Annotated in this window: 22 protein-coding genes and 1 other annotated feature; of the genes, 2 read left to right on the top strand and 20 right to left on the bottom strand. The window is 65.2% G+C overall.

The genetic code is table 11. The features are described 5' to 3' along the window. Positions 1–28: 28 nt before the first annotated feature. From ABC728_RS17790 to ABC728_RS17740, 11 genes are all read right to left on the bottom strand, one after another. Positions 29–319: a type II toxin-antitoxin system RelE/ParE family toxin gene (locus tag ABC728_RS17790; protein WP_416622319.1), complete on the bottom strand. Its 291-nt coding sequence runs from the start codon at positions 317–319 to the stop codon at positions 29–31. Further along, positions 319–528, bottom strand: coding sequence for an addiction module protein (locus ABC728_RS17785; protein WP_416622318.1), 210 nt, complete (start codon positions 526–528; stop codon positions 319–321). The genes ABC728_RS17790 and ABC728_RS17785 overlap by 1 nt, the downstream gene beginning before the upstream one ends. Positions 529–1074: 546 nt before the next feature. Further along, positions 1075–2697, bottom strand: coding sequence for an ABC-F family ATP-binding cassette domain-containing protein (locus ABC728_RS17780; RefSeq protein WP_416622317.1), 1623 nt, complete (start codon positions 2695–2697; stop codon positions 1075–1077). 304 nt (positions 2698–3001) lie between these two features. Then, a protein-coding gene (locus ABC728_RS17775; RefSeq protein ID WP_445376347.1) for an IS3 family transposase occupies positions 3002–4230 on the bottom strand; the annotation gives its coding sequence in 2 pieces (ribosomal slippage) (positions 3002–3936 and positions 3936–4230; 1230 coding nt in all). Beyond that, positions 3833–3949, bottom strand: a sequence feature (AL1L pseudoknot). It overlaps the preceding gene by 117 nt. Positions 4231–4321: 91 nt before the next feature. Further along, a complete protein-coding gene (locus tag ABC728_RS17770; RefSeq protein WP_416620848.1) occupies positions 4322–4540 on the bottom strand; it encodes a hypothetical protein in 219 nt (72 codons plus the stop codon). Between the two features lie 279 nt (positions 4541–4819). After that, the gene (locus tag ABC728_RS17765; protein ID WP_416620847.1) at positions 4820–6253 is read right to left on the bottom strand and encodes a hypothetical protein; all 1434 of its coding nucleotides are present in this window, start codon (positions 6251–6253) and stop codon (positions 4820–4822) included. Beyond that, positions 6250–7542 carry a KGGVGR-motif variant AAA ATPase gene (locus ABC728_RS17760; protein WP_416620846.1) on the bottom strand — a complete coding sequence of 431 codons (1293 nt, stop codon included), beginning with the start codon at positions 7540–7542 and terminating at the stop codon, positions 6250–6252. The genes ABC728_RS17765 and ABC728_RS17760 overlap by 4 nt, the downstream gene beginning before the upstream one ends. Then, positions 7539–7958 (bottom strand): SAM-dependent methyltransferase, encoded by a 420-nt coding sequence (locus tag ABC728_RS17755; protein ID WP_416620845.1) that lies wholly within the window; start codon positions 7956–7958, stop codon positions 7539–7541. Before ABC728_RS17755 ends, ABC728_RS17760 begins: the two co-directional genes overlap by 4 nt. Positions 7959–8146: 188 nt before the next feature. Next, complete coding sequence (locus ABC728_RS17750; protein ID WP_445376629.1) at positions 8147–8740, bottom strand: sensor histidine kinase; 594 nt, start codon at positions 8738–8740, stop codon at positions 8147–8149. Positions 8741–9129: 389 nt separating this feature from the next. Next, positions 9130–10137, bottom strand: a complete 1008-nt coding sequence (locus tag ABC728_RS17745; RefSeq protein ID WP_416620843.1) for an alpha/beta hydrolase family protein — start codon at positions 10135–10137, stop codon at positions 9130–9132. After that, positions 10134–10835, bottom strand: coding sequence for a TetR/AcrR family transcriptional regulator (locus ABC728_RS17740; RefSeq protein ID WP_416620842.1), 702 nt, complete (start codon positions 10833–10835; stop codon positions 10134–10136). Before ABC728_RS17740 ends, ABC728_RS17745 begins: the two co-directional genes overlap by 4 nt. Positions 10836–11155: 320 nt before the next feature. Between ABC728_RS17740 and ABC728_RS17735 the strand changes: the two genes are divergently transcribed. Both ABC728_RS17735 and ABC728_RS17730 read left to right on the top strand, forming a co-directional pair. Then, the gene (locus tag ABC728_RS17735) at positions 11156–13258 is read left to right on the top strand and encodes a 3-hydroxyacyl-CoA dehydrogenase NAD-binding domain-containing protein (RefSeq protein ID WP_416620841.1); all 2103 of its coding nucleotides are present in this window, start codon (positions 11156–11158) and stop codon (positions 13256–13258) included. Between the two features lie 152 nt (positions 13259–13410). Next, a complete protein-coding gene (locus ABC728_RS17730) occupies positions 13411–14628 on the top strand; it encodes an acyl-CoA dehydrogenase family protein (protein ID WP_416620840.1) in 1218 nt (405 codons plus the stop codon). Positions 14629–14650: 22 nt separating this feature from the next. Here ABC728_RS17730 and ABC728_RS17725 read toward each other — a convergent pair whose 3' ends face one another. The 9 genes from ABC728_RS17725 to ABC728_RS17685 form a co-directional block, all read right to left on the bottom strand. Then, positions 14651–15100 carry a (deoxy)nucleoside triphosphate pyrophosphohydrolase gene (locus ABC728_RS17725; protein WP_416620839.1) on the bottom strand — a complete coding sequence of 150 codons (450 nt, stop codon included), beginning with the start codon at positions 15098–15100 and terminating at the stop codon, positions 14651–14653. Then, a complete protein-coding gene (argJ, locus tag ABC728_RS17720) occupies positions 15097–16341 on the bottom strand; it encodes a bifunctional glutamate N-acetyltransferase/amino-acid acetyltransferase ArgJ (RefSeq protein ID WP_416620838.1) in 1245 nt (414 codons plus the stop codon). The genes ABC728_RS17725 and argJ overlap by 4 nt, the downstream gene beginning before the upstream one ends. Positions 16342–16425: 84 nt before the next feature. Continuing rightward, positions 16426–17496, bottom strand: a complete 1071-nt coding sequence (locus tag ABC728_RS17715; RefSeq protein WP_416620837.1) for a patatin-like phospholipase family protein — start codon at positions 17494–17496, stop codon at positions 16426–16428. 108 nt (positions 17497–17604) lie between these two features. Then, positions 17605–18312, bottom strand: coding sequence for a phosphate regulon transcriptional regulator PhoB (gene phoB, locus ABC728_RS17710; protein WP_416620836.1), 708 nt, complete (start codon positions 18310–18312; stop codon positions 17605–17607). A gap of 47 nt (positions 18313–18359) precedes the next feature. Next, a complete protein-coding gene (phoU, locus tag ABC728_RS17705; RefSeq protein WP_416620835.1) occupies positions 18360–19079 on the bottom strand; it encodes a phosphate signaling complex protein PhoU in 720 nt (239 codons plus the stop codon). Positions 19080–19185: 106 nt separating this feature from the next. Further along, the gene (pstB, locus tag ABC728_RS17700; RefSeq protein WP_416620834.1) at positions 19186–19992 is read right to left on the bottom strand and encodes a phosphate ABC transporter ATP-binding protein PstB; all 807 of its coding nucleotides are present in this window, start codon (positions 19990–19992) and stop codon (positions 19186–19188) included. Between the two features lie 2 nt (positions 19993–19994). Then, positions 19995–21314, bottom strand: a complete 1320-nt coding sequence (gene pstA, locus ABC728_RS17695; RefSeq protein ID WP_416620833.1) for a phosphate ABC transporter permease PstA — start codon at positions 21312–21314, stop codon at positions 19995–19997. Then, on the bottom strand, positions 21307–22770 hold the full coding sequence (gene pstC / locus ABC728_RS17690; protein WP_416620832.1) for a phosphate ABC transporter permease subunit PstC: 1464 nt from the start codon (positions 22768–22770) through the stop codon (positions 21307–21309). The genes pstA and pstC overlap by 8 nt, the downstream gene beginning before the upstream one ends. Before the next feature lie 154 nt (positions 22771–22924). Then, a complete protein-coding gene (locus ABC728_RS17685; protein WP_416620831.1) occupies positions 22925–23965 on the bottom strand; it encodes a substrate-binding domain-containing protein in 1041 nt (346 codons plus the stop codon). Positions 23966–24196: the final 231 nt, after the last annotated feature.

Below are 24196 nucleotides of genomic sequence, written 5' to 3'. Positions count from 1 at the left end.
GTAATTCTGTAGCCAAAGGATTGTGCCGTCATGTGCGCTGCTGCCACTGGTGTGGGTCGCGGCGGTCATGGAAACAGGCGACGATCTCCACCTCGCCTGGGAGGATGCGGAAAACCAGACCATAGGGGAAGCGGCGAAATCCGACGCGGCGGATGTCCCGACGGACACAGGGAAACTGGTGAGGATTGTCGCGCAGGCGCTCCAGCAGACGCTCAAACTCGTCAAGGAAGCGGGCGGCCAGACCCTCGCGGATGCCGCCGTACCACGCCACCGCGTCGTCCAGTTCGGCCTCGGCGGCAGACGTCAGACGGACGCGCATCACGCGTGGCGACGGCGAAGATCGGCCAGCGCCTCGAAAGCGTCGCGGCCCTCGCCCGGCTCCGCATCCAACATGGCCAGCCGCCGGTCCAACTCAGCGGCCTGGGCGTTGGTGAGCGGTACCGCGTCATGGTCGATGCTGTCGCAGAGGTCTGCAATCAGGTCGAGCCGCTGCTCGGTGGTAAGATGGCTGAAATCCAGTGTCGACATGCTTAGCACTCCAACTCGTCCTACGTTCGTACCGTGGCTCGCCACCGCGGCAGAGGTCATAATTTGGGCCCACGCGGTCGGTTCCGCAATGTCCATATCAGCCAGCCGGTATTCGGCACGACAGCGTTTGTCGGTGGGGTGATGTCGTTGCTGGAGGACGAGAGGTGTTGGACGCGATCTTCAGGGGTAGGGCCGGTAGGCCCTGCAATGGATGTATCATCGCTCAATCATCGCTCAAACCCCCGTCACAAGACGCCAAAATCAGCGCAGTTCGCTAAGCTGAACCCCTCAGAAACCTTGATGATTGGGCATTTTTGCGCCAAACGCCTCGGCGCTCCGAAGGCAGAGGCCGATGGTTCGAATCCATTCGGGTCCGCCAATTTTCTCCCAAAAGTCAAACCGATGGAAAATTGTTGGCGATATGTGCCTAGCGCGGTGCCCGCCAGCACCGCTCTCGTTTGGCGCCTGTGACGGGGGTGCCCCTGTGGGACAGGCAACGCCCGGGCCTGTCCCGTCGATAAAACCGACCTTCTGGCATGAACCGGGTCAGCCGTGCAGGCCGGGCGCTTCCTGCCCCGTGCTGGCCACATATTCCGTATAGCCGCCGCCATATTGATGGATGCCGTCCGGCGTCAGTTCCAGCACCCGGTTGGAAAGTGCCGCCAGGAAGTGCCGGTCGTGCGACACGAACAGCATGGTCCCCTCATAGGCGGCCAATGCGGTGATCAGCATTTGCTTGGTGTCGAGGTCGAGATGGTTGGTCGGCTCATCCAGCACCAGGAAATTCGGCGGGTTATACAGCATGATCGCCATGACCAGCCGCGCCTTTTCCCCGCCGGACAGGACACGGCAGCGTTTTTCCACATCATCGCCGGAAAAGCCGAAACAGCCGGCCAGCGCCCGCAGCGACCCCTGGCCAGCCTGCGGGAAGGCGCTCTCCAGCGCCTCGAACACGGTCTGTTCGCCGTCCAGCAATTCCATCGCGTGCTGGGAGAAATAGCCCATCTTCACGCTGGCGCCGACATTGACGGTGCCGGTGTCGGGCTGTGCGGCACCCGCCACCAGCTTCAGCAGCGTCGACTTGCCGGCACCATTGACACCCATGACGCACCAGCGCTCCTTCCGGCGTATGGTGAAATCAAAGCCCTGATAGATGGTCCGGCTGCCATAGCCCTTGTACACATTGCGCAGCACCGCGACATCCTCGCCCGAGCGCGGGGCCGGCGGGAAGTCGAACATGACGGTCTGGCGGCGCTTCGGCGGTTCGACCCGGTCGATCTTGTCCAGTTTCTTGACGCGGCTTTGCACTTGGGCGGCGTGCGAGGCCCTTGCCTTGAACCGCTCGATGAACTTGATCTCCTTGGCCAGCATGGCCTGCTGGCGTTCAAACTGCGCCTGCTGCTGCCGCTCGTTCAGCGCCCGCTGCTGTTCATAGAAGGCATAGTCACCGGAATAGCTGGTCAGCGATCCGCCATCGATCTCGATGATCTTGTTGACGATCCGGTTCATGAATTCCCGGTCGTGAGAGGTCATCAGCAAGGCACCGTCATAGCCCTTCAGGAACCCTTCCAGCCAGATCAGGCTTTCAATGTCCAGATGGTTGCTGGGCTCGTCCAGCAGCATGGCGTCGGGCTTCATCAGCAGGATGCGGCCCAGCGCCACGCGCATCTTCCAGCCACCCGACAGCGCACCGACATCCTTGTCCATCATTTCCTGGCTGAAGCTGAGGCCGGCCAGCACCTCCCGCGCCCGGCCCTCCAGCTCATAGCCGCCCAGCTCATCGAAGCGCGCCTGCACCTCGCCATAACGCTCGATGATCGCATCCATGCGGTCGGCCTGGCCGGGATCGGCCATGGCCTCTTCCAGGCTCGCCAACTCCTTGGCGACCGTGCTGACCGGTCCGGCACCGTCCATCACCTCCTGCACCGCGCTGCGGCCGGACATCTCGCCGACATCCTGGCTGAAATAACCGATGGAAACCTGTTTCTCCACCGACACCTGGCCCGTGTCCGGCGGCTCCTCGCCCGTGATCATCCGGAACAAGGTGGTCTTGCCGGCCCCGTTGGGCCCGACCAGCCCCACCTTCTCCCCCCGGTTCAGCGCCGCGGAGGATTCCAGGAAAAGGATGCGGTGACCATTGTGTTTGCTGATATTCTCAAGGCGAATCATGACAGGCGGCCGGGTTCCAGGGGCGTGGGGGTTGGCCCCCTTATGCCACAAGATGCGGGATGCGACAGTGCCCTGATCCACCCCGATCCCGACAAGAGGCGCAGTCCAGCCCAGCGTGCCCGCCCTGAAGCGGGGCCGGACATGTCGCCCCGCCGGCCGCACGGAAGATGAGAAAGAAGGCCAGAACCCTGTCAGGCCGGTTGGTCGGGACAGGGCTGGGGACCGCCAACAGGGAACCGGCCAACAGGGGCCGGCCAACAGGGGCTGAACCGCGCCGGGATTGTCGGCGGCAAAAGTTCGTGAGTCATGCTGCCATTTGCTGAATGCTCACGGCGTCATGATAGCGTTGTTCGGCCTCTGCGGGCGGGATATTTCCGATAGGCTCGAGCAGGCGTCGGTTGTTGAACCAGTCGACCCATTCGAGGGTTGCGTATTCCACGGCTTCAAAGGATTTCCACGGTCCTCGCCTGTGAATGACCTCCGCCTTGTAGAGGCCGTTGACGGTTTCGGCCAAGGCATTGTCGTATGAATCGCCGACGCTGCCGACCGACGGTTCGATGCCGGCCAGCCCCAGCCGCTCGGTGTATCGGATGGACAAATATTGGCTGCCCCGGTCCGAATGGTGAACCAGTCCGGATTTCCCCTTCGGTCGGCGCTGGTGCAGGGCCTGCTCCAGGGCATCCAGGACAAAACCGGCGTCGGCCGTCCGGGACACTCGCCAGCCGACGATCCGCCGGGCAAAGGCGTCGATGATGAAAGCCACATAGACGAACCCGCTCCAGGTGGACACATACGTGAAATCAGAAAGCCACAGTTGATCGGGCCTGTCCGCCCGGAATTGCCGGTTCACCCGATCCAGCGGACAGGGTAAGGCCTTGTCGGCAATGGTGGTTTTCACCGGCTTTCCACGGATGGCACCGCGCAGGCCCATCTCCCGCATCAGCCGCGCGACCGTGCAGCGCGCCACCTGGATGCCCTCGCGCTGCAACTGCCGCCACACCTTGCGCACCCCATAGACCTGGAAATTCTCTTCGAACACCCGGCGGATAGCGGCCTTCAAGCCGATATCGCGCTGTGCCCGCGCCGGCAGTTTGGCCCGATCAGCGGCGCGGGCCGCATGCCGACGCACAGTTGACGGGGCGATTGGCAAAACCTCGCAAATCGGCTCGACCCCGTATTCCTGGCGGTGGGCATCGATGAAGCCCAGCATCATTTCTGTCGGCGGTCGAGCTCCGCCATCGCGAAATATGCCGATGCCTTGCGCAGGATCTCATTCGCCTGGCGCAGCTCACGGATCTCCCGCTCCTGCGCCTTCAACTTCTCCAGCACATCCAGCGGAATGCCAGCACGGCTGCCGCTTTCTACCTCGGCTCTCTTGACCCATTCATTCAGCGTGTGCGCCGAACACCCGATCTTGGATGCCACGGATGAAACTGCCGCCCATCGCGACGGATGATCCTTCTCGTGGTCCAGCACCAGCCGAACAGCCCGCTCGCGGACCTCAGCCGAAAATTTGTTCGTTGTCTTGCTCATCGTAGCCCCATCCTCTCAGGAGTTGGAGCCGCCGACAATCCCGGACCGGTTCAGGCCGGTCAGCATGGCGTGGGTTCAAAATGGCGTGGGTTCAGACGCTGAGGTCCAGCTTGTCACCCCGGCCACGCGGCGGGGGACCGTTCGTCCGGCTGTTGACGGCCGCCGCCTCATTGTCGAACGCATGGCCGACGAAGGTGCCATCCGTATTCTCGCGGGAGCGATCGCCCTGGGCCACGGCACTGGCGGCACGGCGCGTCTGTGTTTCCGTCGGCTTGGCCAGCTTCTGCGCCGCAACGGCAGCCGTCGCCATGGCCGCATTATTCTGCGGTGATGGCGATGGGGCCGCCTGCGCTGTCGGCAGCGGCGGAAGATGCGGCGGAATGATCATGATGTATCAGGCCGCCTGTTACGCGGCGGAGTCAAGCACCAAGAGGGGCTAATCCTAAAGCCGGCGCGTGGGCGACGGGATGGGGGCTTTGTGGCAAGGGGCGGTTTGATGGACAGGAGACAACTTTGCACCTCAATCTTATCATCCACACATAAATGTCGCTTTTCCTTTGTGGGCTGTACAAACAGAGGCTCACTACGGTCACTTTCTAGGCGCTACACCTCCGCGACGGCCCAGGCCAAAGCCCACGCGATAAAGATCCGGCATATCAATTCGGCCATCTTTCCGGGTGACAAGAATGCCGAGGCGTTCCAGATCCTTGCGAACCCCCTCCCAGCTTTCAGTATGCTGGGGGGGGAGTTGATCTGATGGGATCGTGCTTGCCCCCCCGGGAAATTTCCCGGCCCAGGCGTTAGAAATCGTTTCGAAATCGCAGGGAACATTAATTCCGCTAAGGGGTTCCATGACCCCTGGAACCCATGGATCGTCTTCTGCAACTTGGATTACGCGAATTTGTGATGCCTTTTGAATGCCGCGCTTAATGCTTTCGTAGTGAAGGGCCAATGGGTAGTCAGCGTAGCGCTGAGCGCTATCGTCAGCAGCACCTAGAATGGCCGCCAGAAATGAGCGCGGTGATGTCCAGCCATGACCATCGGCCAGATGACCGACGCTCCAAACATAGGGAACACCGCGGCGCGCATCCTTGCCCATCTTGTCCCCGGCCAGCGCTTCGAACAAGCGCCGCTGATAGGGCGAGTCCGACGTCAATACGGATGGCAATGACCAGTGACTTCCATGGTTGGTCAATAAATCTGAAGGCGGCAGAACGGACGTCACCACAGAGCGTAGGCATATTCCATGTTGATCGGGCGCATTGATGAGCCGTTGCCAGAGCATGGCGTGCAAATCATGCCGATCCCAGGTCAGTTGTACGCCTGTCGAGGTGATTTTTGATGCATCGGGGAAGGCAGTAACTGTGCGTTCCATCTGATCGGGGCGCAGGAATATTTTCGCGCGCAGGCGCGAAAGATCACGTAACCATAGTGCAACCCGCAGCAGATCGCGGACGATGAGGTTCATCGTTCCCCAATCATGGCTGGTTCGGTCCAGAGCGTCAAAGAGGATGAGCCCGAACTGACCATTGGAAGCCAGTTTCTCATTAGCAGCCTCAATGATCTGGGCGAAGGGCTCCGGGTTGTCTCTCACCCATTCCACAGTTGCCTTCCATGTTTCGACAGGGACCTGTCGGCCAGCGACCTGTGCCAGCCACCTCAGAACGACAGCCCGCCAGACGGTGTATGGTTCACATCCCTGGCCAAGCAGGGCCTTGAAAGTCTCAACATCAGGGTACGACCTGAGGTCCGACCTTGCCGCGTAACCGACGTAGATGGTGGTATTGACCAGCTCCGGCACCGCGGCGCCGATTTGTCTGCGCAGGGCATCGTCGCTCAACGCGGCCGTCCAGAACGACTTGCCAACCCCGCGCGCGCCGATCACCAGCACGGCCTCGCGCGCCAATGCCTTGCGGTGGGCCAAGGGGATGTGAAGTGTACCCGGCTTGGGCGTATCTCCCGTATTGTCCAACTCAAATGGGGCCGCTTGGATGGCCAGCCGTATCGCCTGCGCGTTCGTCATGCGGCACTCCCTTTGCCGACAGCCCGATCCAGGAAACCCAGCAAACTTCCGAAGACCGAATTCACTTCCCCGGGATCCACCTGAACCATTCGGTGCTGCAGGCTCAACATACCGTACCAGCCACGGTTCCAACGAATGGCCAGGGGGGAGTGGGGGGCGTTATCGTCGTCTTCTTCGAAGTTCCAATCGCTGACTGCCCCCGGCTCCACTTGGTCATAGGTATCCTCGAACAAGGCATAGGAATCGGCGCGCAGCGCCGTCAGATACTCAAGCCGGCGTTCATCATCTGGAACCAGGCCGGCAACCAGTTGCAGGCGATCGCGGATTTGGGTGATAACGCTGCGCTGCTGCCAGTGCGAGAACAGTGCGCGGTATCCCGTCCAGGTCTGTTGGCCCTGGATGGCAAACATCAACACCGTGTGCGCTCCCAGGTCCGTCACACAGGCCGCCGCCACCTCATCGATGCCCGCGCGGGAATCGATGAGGATGACGTCCGGTTGATGAGTATTTTCCAATCGGTTGACCAGCCGGTCCAGGCGCTTTGACCAGGATTCCAGTGTCCCCCGGCTATCGCGTTTCGGCATCCAGGCTCGCCCCAGCTTGGAAACATATTCCCCCGGTTCCTTCCCATGCGCCGGCACGATAACAATCTGACCGGGGGTGGGCAGATCGCTGGTAGCATAGATACCGGTCAGCAACGTGTCCCCATTATCGACCAAATCTTCAACCAACCAGTCGGTGATACCGAATTCGGGTTGCCGATCGGTCGGGAGCAAAGCACTGGACAGGCCCGGTGATTCCAGGTCCAGGTCCAGCACCAGCACCCGTTTGCCCTGCATGGCCAATGACCATGCGCTGGCCGCAAGGGCTGTTGAACGGCCGACCCCACCCTTGATGGAAAAGAACACGATGCGTGGTGCGCCGGTGGATACGTCCTCTATCAACTCCCACCGGCTTTCCGTCGCCAGACGGTCAACGAACCAAACCTTATCCCCGTCGCCAATCGGGAACGCCGATGTCCCGTGGCAGGCCTCATCGCGCGAGGCTTCATAAAGAATCCCCGTCCCTGCCGCATGGGCGTGCGGTTTGATCCGCCCCGCCAAATCGCTATACAGGACCTCAAGTTGTTCCCGAAGGCCAGCAGCCGAGGCCGTGCTGTCCGGCGCGATCAGGCGGACACGTCCATTAAGGTCGCGGTTCACCAATAACCAATCCAGTTGGGCAACCACGCCTTGATGTGCCCGCAACACCTCCACCGTGATGGGCAGGATTTGGTCGAAAGTGGTCATATCAACCCCTCCCGACTGGCCTTCTTAATCAGTTCACAAACGATCTGTGCAGCCGCTTGATGGGGCTGCACCCGTGCCGCATCGAAATTTCCTTGGTGAGCATAACGTTGGTTTACAGCCCAATCACCAAAGGGGTTGGAAGCGGGTAATGGGTATCCTGTGCCTTTATGGTGTCCGCTGCGGTAGGTTTCATACCTCGCCCAGATGACGTCGACGTGCTTCCGATCCTTATTCACATCCGTCGGATCGCCGGTGAGGGTGTCTACTGCCATGCCGAACGCCACCATCAGCCGTTTCAGGCCGCATTCCGACGCTATCCCATAGAGGTGATCAGCATTGGCCAAGCGGCCGGATTGGAAAAGGCGCTCCGCATCATCGAGGTGCCGTTGGTGTGCATCCAGGAAGTCAGCTTGCACTTATTTTGCTCCCCCAAGTCCCCCGGCAACCTATCGCCCAGGAAGTCCGCCATTTAGTCACGGATTTGGTTGATCGCCGTTAGCGGAAAAGTATCTTTAGCACCTCGTGATGGCGGATGTTAACCACCTCTGTGGTCAGCTTTATCATTCGCCATGCTTACTTACGACCTTCCCGTATTGGGCCGGGATCAGCCCAGGCGCAGCAGGACCGAAAGGCCGCGGTCGCCGCCCAGCATGAGATCATGATCCAGGCTGCGGGCGATATGGTCCGTGAGGGCCAGCCCCAATCCCAGGCCGCGGCGGGCCGGCCCGTCGGCCCGGTCCAGCCGGCCGCCCGGCTCCAGCATGCGCGACCGCTGATCGGCGGGGATGCCCGGTCCGTCGTCGGCGACCAACAGGGCGGGGCCGCCGGCCCGGCGCACGCCGATCACCACCTTCCCGCCCCGCCTTCCATGATGGATGGCATTTTCGACCACGGCCCGCAGCAGGCGGTCCAGCATCACGGGATCGGTCTGGACCGTCACGCTGCTGCGAACCAGCCGCAGGCGGATGCCCGCGGCCTCGGCCTGCGGGGCCAGTTCGCCCACGACGCGGTCCAGCAGCGGCCCCAGGGGAACCTGTTCCCGCCGGACACGGGCCGTGCCGGCGGCCAGGGAGGCCAGGGTCAGCACGGCATCCATCTGGGCGGCCCCGATCTCCAGCGCTTCCTCCAGCCGGCCGGCCAGTTCCACCTGCCCCGGATCACTTAATCGGCCCTGCAAGAGATGCAGGAAAAGACGCATGGCCTGAAATGGCTGCCGCAGGTCATGACCCACGGAAGACAAAAGGCGCACTGGGTCGATCGAAGGGGAAAGGGTCATGGAAAGCCTGATTCTGGAGATAAAACGACAGGTATAATGGCACGTTTTCTTCAAACCTGTGCAAGACCCTGTCGTTTGTCACAGGCATCCGGCTTGATATTTGCCTTGCGATTTCCAGCATGGTTTCCCCGCCGGCCACAAGCGGGGTTGAGACCACGTCCCGGCGATCGCAACCGATCACCGGCCCCGCTTGACGGCGCTGCCCGCCGGCAGCCTGGCGATGCGGCATGTGCCGCGCGGCGGCGGTCCCGGGCGTGACAGCTTCCCCGTCAAGGGCGCCGCTCAAGGGAAAGCCGCTCAAGGGAAAGCTGCTAAAGATGCCCGGCGACCCAGTCCGTCACAGCCGTCAGGGCCGCCGGGTCGGCAGGACCCGTGAAGCCTGGATCGCCGCGCTTCATATTGTGGCTCAATCCGTCCAGCACGATCACGGCGCTGCCATCCGTGCGCCCCGACAGGGTGCGGCGCAGCGCGGCGGCATCCTGTTCCGGCGATACCTGCATATCCCGGCTGCCGAACAGGGCCAGCAGGGGCATCCGCGCGCGGCCGGCCGCCGCCGCCGGATCGAATGTCAGCAGCCCATGCAGGAAATTGCCCAGATAGGCGGGATAGAGCGCCTGGAGCCCCGGCGGCACCTTGTCCACGGGCACCTGCCCCGTGGCAACGATCTCCTGCCGGATGGCCCGGTCGGCGTCCAGGAATTGCTGCTGCACGGCCGGCGGCGCCCCCTGCCGGATCAGCAGGCGCGTCAACTGCTCGGCCAGCAGGTCGCCCAGCGGCCGGCCGGGACCGGCCAGCATCACCGCCGCGCGGGGCGCCACCTTGCCGGCATCGGCCGCCGCCAGCAGCAGCAGGGCGCCTTCGCTGTGGCCCAGGATGCCGGTGCGGGCCGGATCGATCCCCGCTTCGCCCCCCAGCGCGGCATAGGACGCGGCCAGATCACCAATGGCCGCATCCCAGGTGTAGAAGGCGGCCAGACCGGCCGCATCCTCCGGCATCTGGGCCGCGTTGGCATGCATGCCGCGCTTGTCCAGCCGCAAGCTGGCGATACCCTTCCCGGCCAGCGCCGCCGCCACCTGCTTCAACAGGTCGGCCTGCATGCCTTTCTGGCTGCCGTCCCGGTCCGTGGGGCCGCTGCCCTGCACCAGCAACAGGGCCGGAAACCCACCGGCCGGGGCCGGCCCGTCGGGCAGCAGCAGCGTGCCGGAAAGCCGCACGTTCCCCGCCGCGGCAACAGTGACGGCGCGTTCCCCGGCCCAGGCCGGCGATGCCGTCAGAAGACAGGCGGACAGAACGGCGAACATGGCCCGGCGCATCATCATGCCGTCTTCTCCTGCACAAGAGGGCCGGCGAAGGGCGCCTCCAGCCCCGCCGTCACATAATCGACGACGCGGACGGCCACCGCCTCCAGATCATCCAGCTGGCAAAGGCCGCCGGACAGCGATTCCAGCCGCTTCATGTCGGTATAAAGGGAATGCAGCACCCCCATGGCGAAATGCAGCCGCCAATAGACCTCCTGCTGCGGCAGGTGCGGCAGGGCGCGGGCCAGCGACAGGGCAAAACGCTGAAGATGCCCCACATCCTTGTCCAGAATCTCCCGCGCCTCCGCCGGGCCATCCCCCCGGGCGAAGGCCACGAACTGGTTGTAGAGCGCCAGGCGGGTGGAGGTGAAGGAATAACGGATGGCCGGCAGGACCAGGGCCGACACGATCTCGCGCAGCGGCGGCGTGCCGCCCCCGGCCTTTTCCTCCGCCTCGCGCAGCATGCGCGCGCGCTCACGGTTCAGGGCCAGGGCGCCACGCCGGAAAACCGCGATCAGCAACGCATCCTTGGACCCGAAATGATAGTTCACGGCGGCCAGATTGACACCGGCCGCCTGCGTCAGCTCACGCAAGGAGACGCTGGCATAGCTTTTCTCGGCAAACAGCCGTTCGGCGGAATCCAGGATCACTTCCTTCGTATCCTGCCGCGCGGCGATACCCGCGGCGTCCGCTTCGGCCTGTTCGGCAACAACCCTCATCCGCTCCATCCCCCCAGGCGCCCGCCGCCATCCGCCATCGGACCGGGACGCTGTTCTTCCGCTGAAGGCCCCCCGCACCGGCCGGCCCGGGGCTGTGCCCCTGCCGCGCGCGGGTCTCAAACGACTGTTCACAGACTATCCGCAGCGGCGGCCCGCGCCAACATCTCTGTTTTGCGGCAAATCCGCTGGCATGACGTAACGGAAGGTCGCGGGGAGGACACAGGTTGACTTAAACATCCGTTTGAAACTACCATCGGCGTATGACAATGGCCCGGCCGGCTTTTTTGCCGGCACCGGCCCCCAGGGGGAAGACACCAGAGATGACCCAGCCCGTCCGCTATGATCGCCAGGGCGCGATCGGCATCGTCACCATCGACAGCCCGCCCGTGAATGCCCTGTCGCAGGCGGTGCGCCAGGGGGTGATCGATTGCGTGGGCCAGGGCTATGCCGATCCGGCCGTCACCGCGCTGGTCATCGTCGGCGCCGGCCGCACCTTCATCGCCGGGGCCGACATCACGGAATTCATCAAGGGCGGCATGGCCGATCCCGACCTGAACGATGTCAATGCGCTGATCGAGAACGGGCCCAAGCCTGTCATCGCCGCACTGCACGGCACGGCACTGGGCGGCGGGCTGGAGGTGGCATTGTCCTGCCATTATCGCGTCGCCGTGCCCAAGGCACAGGTCGGCCTGCCGGAAGTGAAGCTGGGCATCCTGCCCGGCGGCGGCGGCACACAGCGCCTGTCGCGGCTGGTCGGCGCGAAGACCGCGATCGAGATGATCACCACGGGCACCTTCCTGCCGGCCGCCAAGGCGCTGGCGCTGGGTATCATCGACCATGTGGGCGAGGGGGCCGACCCGCTTTCCGTGGCCCTGGATTTCGCCACCCGCCTGCCGGCGGGCCCGCACACGCGCACCCGTGACCGGGAAGAGAAGCTGGCCGCCGACCGGGGCACGGATGTGTTCGACACGGCCCGCGCCGCCCTGGCGAAATCGGCCCGCGGCCAGTTCGCGCCGCAACGCTGCGTCGATGCCGTGGAGGCCGCCTTCACCCTGCCCTTCGATGAAGGGCTGAAGCGCGAGCGCGAACTGTTCACCGAATGCATGGCGCATGATCAGGCCAAGGCCCTGATCCATGTCTTCTTCGCCGAACGCGCCGTGACCAAGATCCCCGACCTGCCCGCCGATGTGACCCCGCGCAAGCTGGAACAGGTGGCCGTGCTGGGCAGCGGCACCATGGGCGGCGGCATCGCCATGTGCTTTGCCAATGCCGGCATCCCCGTGCGCCTGCTGGACCTGGACCGGGCCGCACTGGACCGCGGCATCGCCGTCATCGCCAAGAATTATGCCGGCACCGTCGCCAAGGGCCGCCTGTCGCAGGCGGACATGGACAAGCGCCTGTCGCTGATCCAGCCCACCACCGACTATGCCGATCTGGCCGACGCCGACCTGATCGTGGAAGCGGTGTTCGAGGATATGGACGTGAAGGCCAAGGTCTTCCGCCGCCTGGACGAGGTGGCGAAGCCGGGCGCCATCCTGGCGTCCAACACCTCCACCCTGGACCTGGATGCCATCGCCGCCAACACGTCCCGGCCGGCCGATGTCATCGGCATGCATTTCTTCAGCCCGGCCAATGTCATGAAGCTGCTGGAGGTGGTGCGCGGCCGTCACACGGCCCCCGACGTGATCGCCACGGCCATGGGCGTGGGCCGGAAGATCGGCAAGGTGTCCGTGCTGGTCGGCAATTGCGACGGCTTCGTCGGCAACCGCATGGTGCAATATTACGCGACGGAGGCCCAGCGCCTGGTGATCGAAGGCGCCTCGGTCGAGCAGGTGGACAAGGCCGCCCTGGAATTCGGGCTGGCCATGGGGCCGTTCGCCATGGGTGATCTGGCCGGCCTGGACGTGATGGGTTTCATCCGTGCCCGCCGCGTGGCCGCCGGCCTGATCTACGGCACGCCGCTTTCCGACCGGATCGACCCATCCCGCAAGGGACAGAAGAACGGCCGGGGCTGGTATCGCTATGAGCCCGGCAGCCGCACGCCCCTGCCCGACCCGGAAATCACGGCCGTGGTCGATGCCTATCGCGCCGAAAGGGGCATCACCCCGCGCGAGATCGGCAACGAGGAGATCGCCCGGCGCCTGATCTACACCCTGGTGAACGAGGGCGCACGCATCCTGGACGAAGGGATGGCGATGCGGTCCGGGGATATCGACATCGTCTATATCTACGGCTACGGCTTCCCCGCCTGGCGCGGCGGCCCCATGAAGTTCGCGGAACTGTCCGGCCTGGACAAGGTCCTGGCCGATATCAGCCGCTATCATGCGGATGCCGTGGCGGCCGGCGATGCCGACGGCGCCTATTGGGAACCGGCTCCCCTGCTGAAGCGGCTGGTGGCGGAAGGGCGGAACAGCTTCGGCTGAACCGCCCCGCCCCCTCACTTCCGCCTGTGCGGGGGTTGAGAGGAAGAGGGCTTCCACCGCAGACCGGACACGTTCAGTTCAGCACCGCCTGGCCAGGAAGGGCGCGGACCGCCCGCCACCCGGGCGGTCGCAGCCAGACAGGAACCCACGCCATGACCGCCATCTTCGAGATGTCCCCGCGCGCCAGCGCCCTGCATGAACGGCTGACGGCCTTCATGGAGGCGCATGTCTATCCCAACGAAAAGGCCCTGTCCGCGCAGGTGGCGGAGGGGGAAACGCGATGGAAGCCGTTGCCGCTGCTGGATGAATTGAAGCAGAAGGCGCGCGAGGCCGGCCTGTGGAACCTGTTCCTGCCGGAATCGGACAAGGGCGCCGGCCTGACCAACCTGGAATATGCCCCGCTGTGCGAGATCATGGGCCGCAGCCACTGGGCCCCGGAAATCTTCAACTGTTCCGCCCCCGACACGGGCAATATGGAGGTGCTGGTCCGCTACGCCTCTCCCGCGCATCAGGAGCGCTGGCTGAAGCCGCTGCTGGCGGGGGAGATACGGTCAGCCTTCGCCATGACGGAACCGGATGTCGCCTCGTCCGACGCCACGAACATCGCCACCCGCATCATGCGCGACGGTGACGATTATGTGATCAATGGCCGCAAATGGTGGATCAGCGGGGCCAGTGACACGCGCTGCAAGATCATGATCGTCATGGGCAAGACCGACCCGGACAATCCCGACCGCCACCGCCAGCAATCCATGATCCTGGTCCCCACCGACACGCCGGGCGTGACCGTGAAACGGCCCCTGCCCGTCTTCGGCTATGATGACGCGCCGCACGGCCATTCCGAGGTGCTGTTCGAGAATGTGCGCGTGCCGGCAGAGAACATCCTGCTGGGCGAGGGCCGCGGGTTCGAAATCGCGCAAGGCCGCCTGGGGCCGGGCCGCATCCATCATTGCATGCGCCTGATCGGCGCGTCGGAGCGAGCCCTGGAACTGATGTGCAAGCGCCTGTCGACGCGCGTCGCCTTCGGCAAGCCCATCGCGGCGCAGAGCATCTGGCTGGAGCGCATCGCCGACGCCCGCGTCGCCATCGACCAGGCCCGCCTGCTGACGCTGAAGGCCGCGCACATGATGGACACGGTGGGCAACAAGGGCGCCAAGGCCGAGATCGCCATGATCAAGGTGGTGGCCCCCAATGTGGCCTGCCAGGTGATCGACATGGCCATCCAGGCGCATGGCGGCGGCGGGGTGTCGGACGATTTCCCCCTGGCCTGGGCCTATGCCAGTGCCCGCACCCTGCGCCTGGCCGACGGACCGGACGAGGTGCATCGCAACCAGTTGGGCAAGATGGAACTGGGCAAGTACCGGGGCTGAGGCCAGCCCCGGTCACCTTCCGTCACAACAGGTCGCGCAGGATGGGGATCAGGGGCAGATCGGCCGGGGGCATGGGATAATCTCCCATGCGCACCGGCTTGACCCAGGCCAGTTGCTGGCCTTCCAGCGGGGTGGGCGTGCCCTTCCAGACGCGCACGGCGTATAGCGGCATCAGCAGGTGGAACGTCTCATAGGTGTGGCTGGCGAAGGCGATGGGGGCCAGGCAGCTCTCCGCCGTATCGATCCCCAATTCCTCCTTCAGTTCCCGCACAAGGGCCGCTTCCGGCGTCTCGCCCGCGTCCACCTTGCCGCCGGGAAACTCCCAGAGCCCGGCCATGGACTTGCCGGGCGGGCGCTGGGCCAGCAGCACGCGCCCGTCGGCATCCACCAGCGCCACCGCCGCGACCAGCACGGTGCGGACCGGTCCCCTGGCGACCGGGTCCTGCCAGCAGGGCGTGTCGTCCCCGCTCACGACCGGTAACTGCCGTTGATGTCGATATAGCCGTGGGTCAGGTCGCAGGTCCAGACCGTGGCACTGCCGTCACCCAGGCCGATATCGACCTCGATCAGGATTTCCCCGCCCTTCATGTGGGCGGCCACGGGCGCCTCGTCATAGCCCGGCACCTCCATCCCGCTGGCGCAGATCTGCACGCCGCCGACGGAGATGACCAGCAGGTCGCGGTCGGCACGCTCGCCCGACCGGCCCACGGCGGCGACGATGCGGCCCCAGTTGGCATCCTCCCCGGCCACGGCCGTCTTGACCAGCGGGGAATTGGCGACGGTCAGCGCGATGCGCTTGGCGGCGGCATCGCTGTCGGCGCCCGTCACACGGATTTCCACGAACTTGGTCGCCCCCTCGCCATCGCGCACGATCTGCTTGGCCAGGTCCAGGCAGACCGCGTCCAGCGCCGTGGCGAAGGCGGCCAGCCGCGCGTCATCCGCGCTGTCGATGGCCGCATGCGCCGCCTTGCGGGTCGCGCACAGCACCAGCGTGTCGGATGTGGAGGTGTCGCCATCCACGGTGATGGCATTGAAGCTGCGATCCGTCGCGGCCGACAGGGCCGCCTGCAAAGGCGCCGGTGCGATGTTGGCGTCGGTGAAGACATAGGCCAGCATCGTCGCCATGTCGGGCGCGATCATGCCGCTGCCCTTGGCGAAGCCGGCCACGGTCACGGTCACGCCATCGATGGTGGCGGTGGCCGAGGCGCCCTTGGGGAAAGTGTCCGTGGTCATGATGGCGCGGGCCGCCACCTCCCAGGCGTCGCCTGCCGCCGGCACCAGTGCGGCGAAGGCGTCGGGCAGCGACTTTGCGACCAGATCGGCCGGCATGGGCTGGCCGATGACGCCGGTCGATGCCGGAAACACCTCCGTCGGCTTGCAGCCGGCAAGTGCAACCGCGGCATCGATCGTGGCATCCACGAACGCTTCGCCCGCCTTGCCCGTGAAGGCGTTGGAATTGCCGGCATTGACGACCAGGGCCCGCACCGAACCGCCCGCCAGGTGGGCGCGGCAGCGATGCACGGGCGCCGATGCCGTCAGCGACCGGGTCAGCACGGCCGCCACGCTGGACCCCTCGTCCAGCAGCGCCACCATGACGTCGTTGCGCGGCGTCTTGTACCGGATGCCGGCGCGGTGACCGGCCAGTCGCACGCCCGCGACGGGCGGCAGCGACGGAAAGGCGGCGGGGGCGAGCGGAGAGATGGCGGTCGCCATGGGTGCGGGCTCCGAAGGAAAGTGGTTTTGCGCATCAAGCCGATGCCGGTGCGCCCGGTCAAGTGTGGGTTCCGTGACGGTGTGTCAAGGCAGCAATGGTTCCAGCAGGTCCGGCACCCGGTCCCTTTCCACCGCTTCCAGCCAGCAATCAGCCAGCCGGTCGGTTTCGGCCACAGCCGCGCGCCAGTATTTCTGCCGGGCGGCCGTTCCCATGCGCTTGAAGTCGCCGCGATCGGGGATCTTGCCGAAGGGCAGCGCCCCGGCGAATGCCGCCGACGGGCACAGGACAAGCATGCGCGACAGGCTGTCCGCCCGTGCCCGGCGCCAGGGCAGCGCCTTGTCGAACCAGCCGGGCACGACACGGTGGGAGAAATGCGGATAGAGTACCAAGCCCGGCGGCGTGAATGCCATGTCCAGATGGTAATCCATGATCCCGCCATCCAGGTAGAGGCCGGGCCGCGCCCCGTCGGGGTCCACCACCCCTTCGAACACGAAGGGCACCGCGCTGGAGGCCAGCAGGGCGGGGATCAGGTTCGTGGATGTGAGGGCCACGGCCTGGGTCGGGAACCCGGCAGACAGGTCGAAGGGCGGCGGGTCGCGCCGGTCGTGCAGGACCGTGCGCTCGAAGAACAGGGGCAGGGCCTGCCGGCTGGCCAGATTGGCCAGACCCGCCGCCCCGAGGCCCAGGCCCAGCCGCACCTTCCCCGCCCGCGGCCCGATGGGCCCGCGCCCGCGCACAGCCAGGATGGACTGGCGCATGAAAGGATGGTCCAGCAGATGTTCCACCCCGCCGGCGCCGAAGATCACATCCAGGAAATCACGGCAATGGGCCGTCAGTTCAGCCACGGTCACCGGCCCTTCGACGGCATAATCCAGATAGCAGGCCTCGAACCGCCGGCAGGCCTCCACGGGATCGGGCTGAGCCAGGCAGGCGAAGCGCCAGGTCCCGATGGAACTGCCGATCATGTGCAGGGGACGGGTGCGGCTGCGGAACCAGCGGCCGAACAGGGCCTGGTCCAGCCGGGTCAGCGCCAGCCATTTGGCCCCGCCGCTGGCCCCCGCCACCACATCCACCATATCCTCGTGCAGCCCGTCACGGCGGATGCGGGCCATGGCCTCCGGCCCGGCCAGGAAACGCAGGGGCTGTGACGTCATGGGATGCCGGTCCGGTCCTCAAATCTTCTCGCAATGCAAAATAGGCAGCCGCGGGGCGGCTGGCAACGCCGGGAAGGCATCGCATCGGCGAAAAGAGACGGAGCGGCGTCACATCGTGGTCTTGGTGTCCAGCGCATAGCCGGCGGAACGGACCGTGCGGATCACGTCCTGTTCCTCCGTCTCGTTCAGCGCCTTGCGCAGGCGGCGGATATGAACGTCCACGGTGCGCAGTTCGACATAGACATCATGCCCCCAGACGATATCCAGCAACTGTTCGCGTGAGAAGACGCGGCCGGGATGCTGCATGAAATGGCGCAGCAGGGCGAATTCCTTCGGTCCCAGATGGATATCCCGTTCACCACGGCGCACGCGGTGGGCCGCCAGATCCATGGAGATGTCGGAGAAGCGCAGCAGTTCCTCCGCCAGGGCCGGCGAGGCGCGGCGCAGCACGGCGCGGATGCGGGCCACCAGCTCGGTGGGGCTGAAGGGCTTGGACAGGTAATCATCGGCCCCGCTGTTCAGGCCGCGGACCTTGTCCGCCTCCTCGCCGCGGGCCGTCAGCATGATCACAGGGATATCGCGGGTCTTTGAATTGCGGCGCAACTGCCGGCAGACCTCAAGCCCGCTCATCAGCGGCAGCATCCAGTCCAGCAGGATCAGGTGCGGGCTGCGCTCGTCGGCCTGCAACAGGGCCTCTTCCCCGTCACCGGCGGTGATGACCCGGAAACCTTCGCGTTCCAGGTTGTAGGACAGCAGGGTGACCAGGTCGGCTTCGTCTTCGACAACCAGGATCAGCGGCTTCAAGGCGGCGTTCATCGGGTTCCCTGGAGGCTAGTCGGTCACGGAAGGGCTGCGGCGGCGCCTCAGCCCTCTTCCGGCTCGATGATGGTGAAGCTGGACTTGTCGCTCTTGGGCCGCTCCGCCGTCAGCGGCTGGCCCTTGACCAGGAAATGCACGGTCTCGGCGATGTTGGTGGCATGGTCGCCGGCACGCTCCAGGTTTTTGGCGATGAACAGCAGGTGCGTGCAGGGCGTGATGTTGCGCGGGTCTTCCATCATGTAGGTCAGGACCTCGCGGAACAGGCTGGTATAGAGATCGTCCAGTTCCTCGTCCCGGTGCCAGGCGGCCACGGCCTTTTCGACATCGCGGTCGATATAGGCGTCCAGCACGTCCTTCAGCATCTCCTGCACCAGCCGGCCCATGCGCGGAATGGTGCCGGCGGGGCGCATCACGGGCAACTGGGCCAGGGCGACGGACCGCTTGGCGATGTTGGCGGCATAGTCGCCCGTGCGTTCAAGATCGGCGGAAATCTTCAGGGCCGCCAGCACCTCGCGCAGGTCGACGCCGACCGGCGCACGCAGCGCCAGCATGCGGATGGCGTCATGCTCGATCTGACGTTCAAAGGCATCCAGCCGGGCATCGCCCTGCATGACGCGCGACGCGCCATCCACGTCGCGGCGGCCGACGGCCTGCACGGCCGCCTCCACCTGCGCTTCCACCACACCGCCCATCTGGGCGATCTGGTTGGACAGGCGCTGCAATTCCGCCTCGAAGGACTTGACGGTATGTTCGGTCGGCGACATGGACACGGGTCCTTAAAATGTGTGGGCTGACGAACGGTTCACATCGAACGGGCCCCCGCGAAAGCGGGGACGCACACAGCAATGAAGGAGAGCGGACAAGGCCGGCTCAGCCGTACCGGCCGGTGATGTAGCCCTGCGTGCGCTCGTCACGCGGATTGGTGAAAATCTCCTCGGTGTCGCCGACCTCCACCAGGTCACCCAGGTGGAAGAAGGCCGTGCGCTGGGACACGCGGGCGGCCTGCTGCATGTTGTGGGTGACGATGGCAATGGTGAAGCTCTCGCGCAGCTCGTCGATCAGTTCCTCGATATGCGCGGTGGCGATCGGGTCCAGGGCCGAGCAGGGCTCGTCCATCAGGATGACTTCGGGGCTGACGGCCACGGCGCGGGCGATGCAAAGGCGCTGCTGCTGGCCGCCGGACAGGCCGGTGCCGGGCTCGTGCAGGCGGTCCTTCACCTCGTTCCACAGGCCGGCGCGCTTCAGCGAGGTTTCGACGATGGCGTCGAACTCATCCTTGCGCGTGGCTAGGCCATGCAACTTCGGCCCGTAGATGATGTTCTCATAGATCGATTTCGGGAACGGATTCGGCTTCTGGAACACCATGCCGATCCGGGCGCGCAGTTGCACCACGTCCAGCCGGGGGTCGTAGATGTCGTGGCCGTCCAGCGTGATGAGGCCTTCCACGCGGCAGATGTCGATCGTGTCGTTCATGCGGTTGATGGTCCGCAGGAAGGTCGACTTGCCGCAGCCCGAGGGACCGATCAGGGCCAGCACCTCGTTCTGGTAGATATCGACATTGACGCCGTGCAGCGCGCGCTTGGCACCGTAATAGACCTTCACGTCGCGGGCCGAGACCTTCACCGGCTGGGTGGTCGTCGCGGCTTGCTCGGGCTTGTTCAGGGTCATGCTGTCCATGGTTACCACCGCCGTTCGAATTTCTTGCGCAGCCAGATCGCCGCGCCGTTCATCATGATGAGGAAGGTCAGCAGCACCAGGATGGCGGCCGAGGTCAGTTCGACGAAGCCGCGTTCCGGCTTGTCTGCCCAGATGAATATCTGGACGGGCAGGACGGACGAGCTGTCCAGCAGGCTGGTCGGAGCCGAGGTGACGAAGGCGTTCATGCCGATCATCAGCAGCGGCGCCGTTTCGCCCACGGCATGGGCCATGCCGATGATGGTGCCCGTCATGATGCCCGGCATGGCCAGCGGCAGCACATGATGCAGCACGGTCTGCAGGCGGGAGGCGCCCATGCCCAGTGCGGCTTCCCGGATCGACGGCGGCACGGCCTTCAGCGCGGCACGGCTGGCGATGATGATGGTGGGCAGCACCAGCAGGCCCAGCACCAGGCCGCCGACCAGCGGCGCCGACCGCGGCATGCCGAAGAAGTTGAGGAACACCGCCAGGCCCAGCAGGCCGAACACGATGGAGGGCACGGCCGCCAGATTGTTGATGTTCACCTCGATCAGGTCGGTCAACCTGTTCTTGGGCGCGAACTCCTCCAGATAGACGGCGGCCGCCACCCCGATGGGCAGGGAGATGGCCAGCGTCACCAGCATGGTCAGCAGCGTCCCCACGGCCGCGCCGAACAGGCCGGCCAGTTCGGGATAATTGCTGTCGCTGGAGGTGAAGAAGGTCGTGTTGAAGGCCATGCGCACGTCGCCGCGCTCATCCAGCGCATCGAACCAGCCCAGTTGCCGGTCGCCGATCCGGCGCTGTGATTCCGGCAGGCTGCGGTCGATGCTGCCCTTGACGATCTGGTTGATGCCGTCCGACGCGGGCAGCCACATCTCGATCGTCTGGCCGACCAGGGACGGGTCCTTGTCCAGCAGCCGGCCTACCCAGACGCCGGCCACCGGGCTGACCAGCCCGCGCAGGTCGCGCCGTTCCAGACGGGCCGTGACCTCCGGAAATTCCTTGTACAGCGCATCGCTCACCAGATCCTGGAAGGCGCCGCGGTCCCACTGGGCCGGGTTGCCGGTGCCGCGCGGGTCGATGGTGCCCGCATCCATCGTGATGGCCAGCTTCACCTCCGTCTGGAAGAAGGCCGAGGTGCCTTCCTTCAGCAGGGTGAACAGCAGGATGAACAGCATCACGCAGGCGAACAGGATCGCCAGGATGCCATAGATACGGAAACGCCGTTCGGCCGCGTAGCGCGCCTTCAGGCGCCGGGTGGCAGCTTCGCCGGTGTGGAAGGACACGGGAGCGGCTGTCTGCATCGGCTCTGCGATCTCAGTCATATTTTTCCCGGTATTTCTGGACGATGCGGAGGGCGATCACGTTCAGCGCCAGGGTCACCAGGAACAGGACCAGACCCAGGGCGAAGACCGACAGCGTCTTGGCGCTGTCGAATTCCTGGTCACCGACCAGGATGGATTTGATCTGCACGGTCACGGTCGTGACGCTGGCCAGCGGGTTCAGCGTCAGGTTGGCCTGAAGGCCGGCCGCCATCACCACGATCATCGTTTCGCCGATGGCCCGGCTGACGGCCAGCAGCATGGCGCCCACGATGCCCGGCAGGGCCGCCGGCAGCACCACCTGCTTGATCGTTTCCGACCGCGTGGCGCCCAGGCCCAGCGATCCGTCACGCAGCGATTGCGGCACCGCCGTGATAACGTCGTCGGCCAGGGAGGAAACGAAGGGCACGATCATTACGCCCATCACCACGCCGGCCGCCAGCGCGCTCTGCGAGGAAATGGGGATGCCCATCGCCGCACCGACATCCCGGATGAAGGGGGCCACCGTCAGGATGGCGAAGAAGCCATAGACCACGGTCGGCACGCCGGCCAGGATCTCCAGCACCGGCTTGACCAGCGACCGCACGCGCTTGGGCGCATATTCGGACAGATAGATGGCCGACATCAGACCGACCGGCGCCGCCACGATCATGGCAATGGTGGCGATCAGCAGGGTGCCGGTGAACAGCGGCACGGCACCGAAGGCGCCAGAGGAGCCGACCTGGTCGGCGCGGATGGCGGTCTGTGGCGACCAGTGCAGGCCGAACAGGAATTCCGTCACCGGCACCTTGGTGAAGAAGCGCACGCTTTCGAACAGCAGCGACATCACGATGCCCACCGTCGTGAAGACGGCGATGACCGAGCACAGGATCAGCAGCCAGGTGACGATCCGCTCGACATTGTTGCGGGCCCGCAATTCCGGGCTGATCCGGCTCCAGGTATAGGCCAGCGCCCCGCCGGCCAGCGCCACCACGAAACCGAACAGGGTCCAGTCGGCCAGCGTGCGAAGCTGGTTCAGATGGGCCGCAGCGGGCGCCAGGGCATCGATGACGGCGGCATTGACATATTGCGGCTGCCCGGCCGCCAGATTGTTGATGTTGATCAACAGAAGCTGGCGATGTGTCTGGGTCAGGGCCTGCGCCTCGTCGGCGATGTTGGCCAGCAGCGTGTCAAGCTCGGCCGGGGCCAGCATGACGCGGGCCCAGGCTTCCACCTGGTCGGGCGTCAGGCCGTCCAGGACCAGCCATTCCATCACGGGGCTGCGCAGCGCCAGCCAGGCCAGCACCAGCACCAGGGCCGGCAGGCCGGCCCACAGCGCGACATAGGAGCCGTAATAGACGGGAACGGAATGCAGCGTGGCGACACGGCCGCCGGCAACGGCGACAGCCCGGCTCCGGCCAAGCCAGAACCCGGCCAGCGACAGAAACAACAGGACGCCTACGGTCAAGGTGACTGACATGGGTTCGATCCGCCGCTGTCAGGGGAAACCGGTTGCAAGATGAACCGGCGGCATCGGTCATGACACCGCCGGTTCCGCCATCTGCTTATACAAGGTGCGCGGCCGGGAGTCCGATCCCCCGAACGGTCGGCCCCGCACCTGATGGCTTTTCTTTTTAAGAGGCCGGACGGGCCATCGGGGTCAGCTTCTGCGCGGAGGCCTCAGAGGCCTTGCGCTTGTCGGCGGGCAGGGGCACCAGGCCCTTGTCGGCCAGATAGCCCTCATCGCCCATGGCGCGTTCCGAACCGTATTCGGCCAGGAATTCCTTCAGGCCGGGGATCACGCCGAAATGCTGGTTCTTGAAATAGACGAACAGCGGACGGGAGATCGGGTACTGGCTGGAGGCGATGGTCTCGTAAGAGGGCGCCACGCCATCGATCGTCAGGCCGTGCAGCTTGTCCTGGTTTTCTTCCAGGTAGCTGTAGCCGAAGATGCCGAAGGCGCGCGGATTGGCGACCAGGCGCTGTACGATCACGTTGTCGTTCTCGCCGGCTTCGATATAGGCGCCATCCTCGCGGACGGTCTTGCAGACGGCGTCGTGACGGGCCTTGTCCAGGGCCTTGATGGCCGGGAACTCCTTGCAGCCCGGCTCCATCACCAGTTCGACCCAGGCGTCGCGCGTGCCGGAGGTCGGGGGCGGGCCCAGCACCTCGATCGGGGTGGCCGGCAGGGAAGCGTCAACATCCTTCCAGGTCTTGTGCGGGTTTGGCACGATCTGGCCGTTGACTTCCACTTCCTTGGCCAGCGCGGCGAAAAGCTGCGCACGGGTCAAATCGAACGACTGGCCCGCCTTGGACTGCACGAAGCCGATGCCGTCATAGCCGATGACCAGTTCGGTGATCTGCTCCACGCCGTTCTTCTGGCAGCTGTCATACTCGCTGGCCTTCATGGCGCGCGAGGCGCCCGTGGCGTCCGGGAAATCGGCGCCGACGCCGGAGCAGAACAGCTTCATGCCGCCGCCGGTGCCCGTGGATTCCAGGATCGGGGCGGCGAACTTCGTGGTCTGGCCGAACCGCTCGACAACCGTGGAAGTGAAGGGGAACACGGTGGAAGACCCGACGATGCGGATCTGGTCGCGGGCAGCGGCGGCGCCGGCCAGGCCGACGATAGACACGGCGCCGAGCACGGCGGCGAGGACAAGCTTCTTGGTGGTCACGACAAGGGCCTCCGGTTTCTGGGCGGCACACCGACGGCGCATCGCTTGATGCCTGCCATCGTCAATGTGTCCATGTCCCTGCTGGGTGCCGGGACCATAGCCGCGCTGCGAGAAGCAATTACTACATCTCTGTTACGCTTTCATGACACCGGCCCGGATCGCCGGCCGGATGCCCGGCGCGGCATGGCGGGCAGCATTGCGCCCGCAGCATTGTGCCCATGGCACGGGTCA

The sequence above is a fragment of the Niveispirillum fermenti genome (assembly GCF_052474395.1).
Note: the sequence above shows the minus strand (reverse complement) of the source record. Positions and strands in the feature narration are given on the sequence as shown.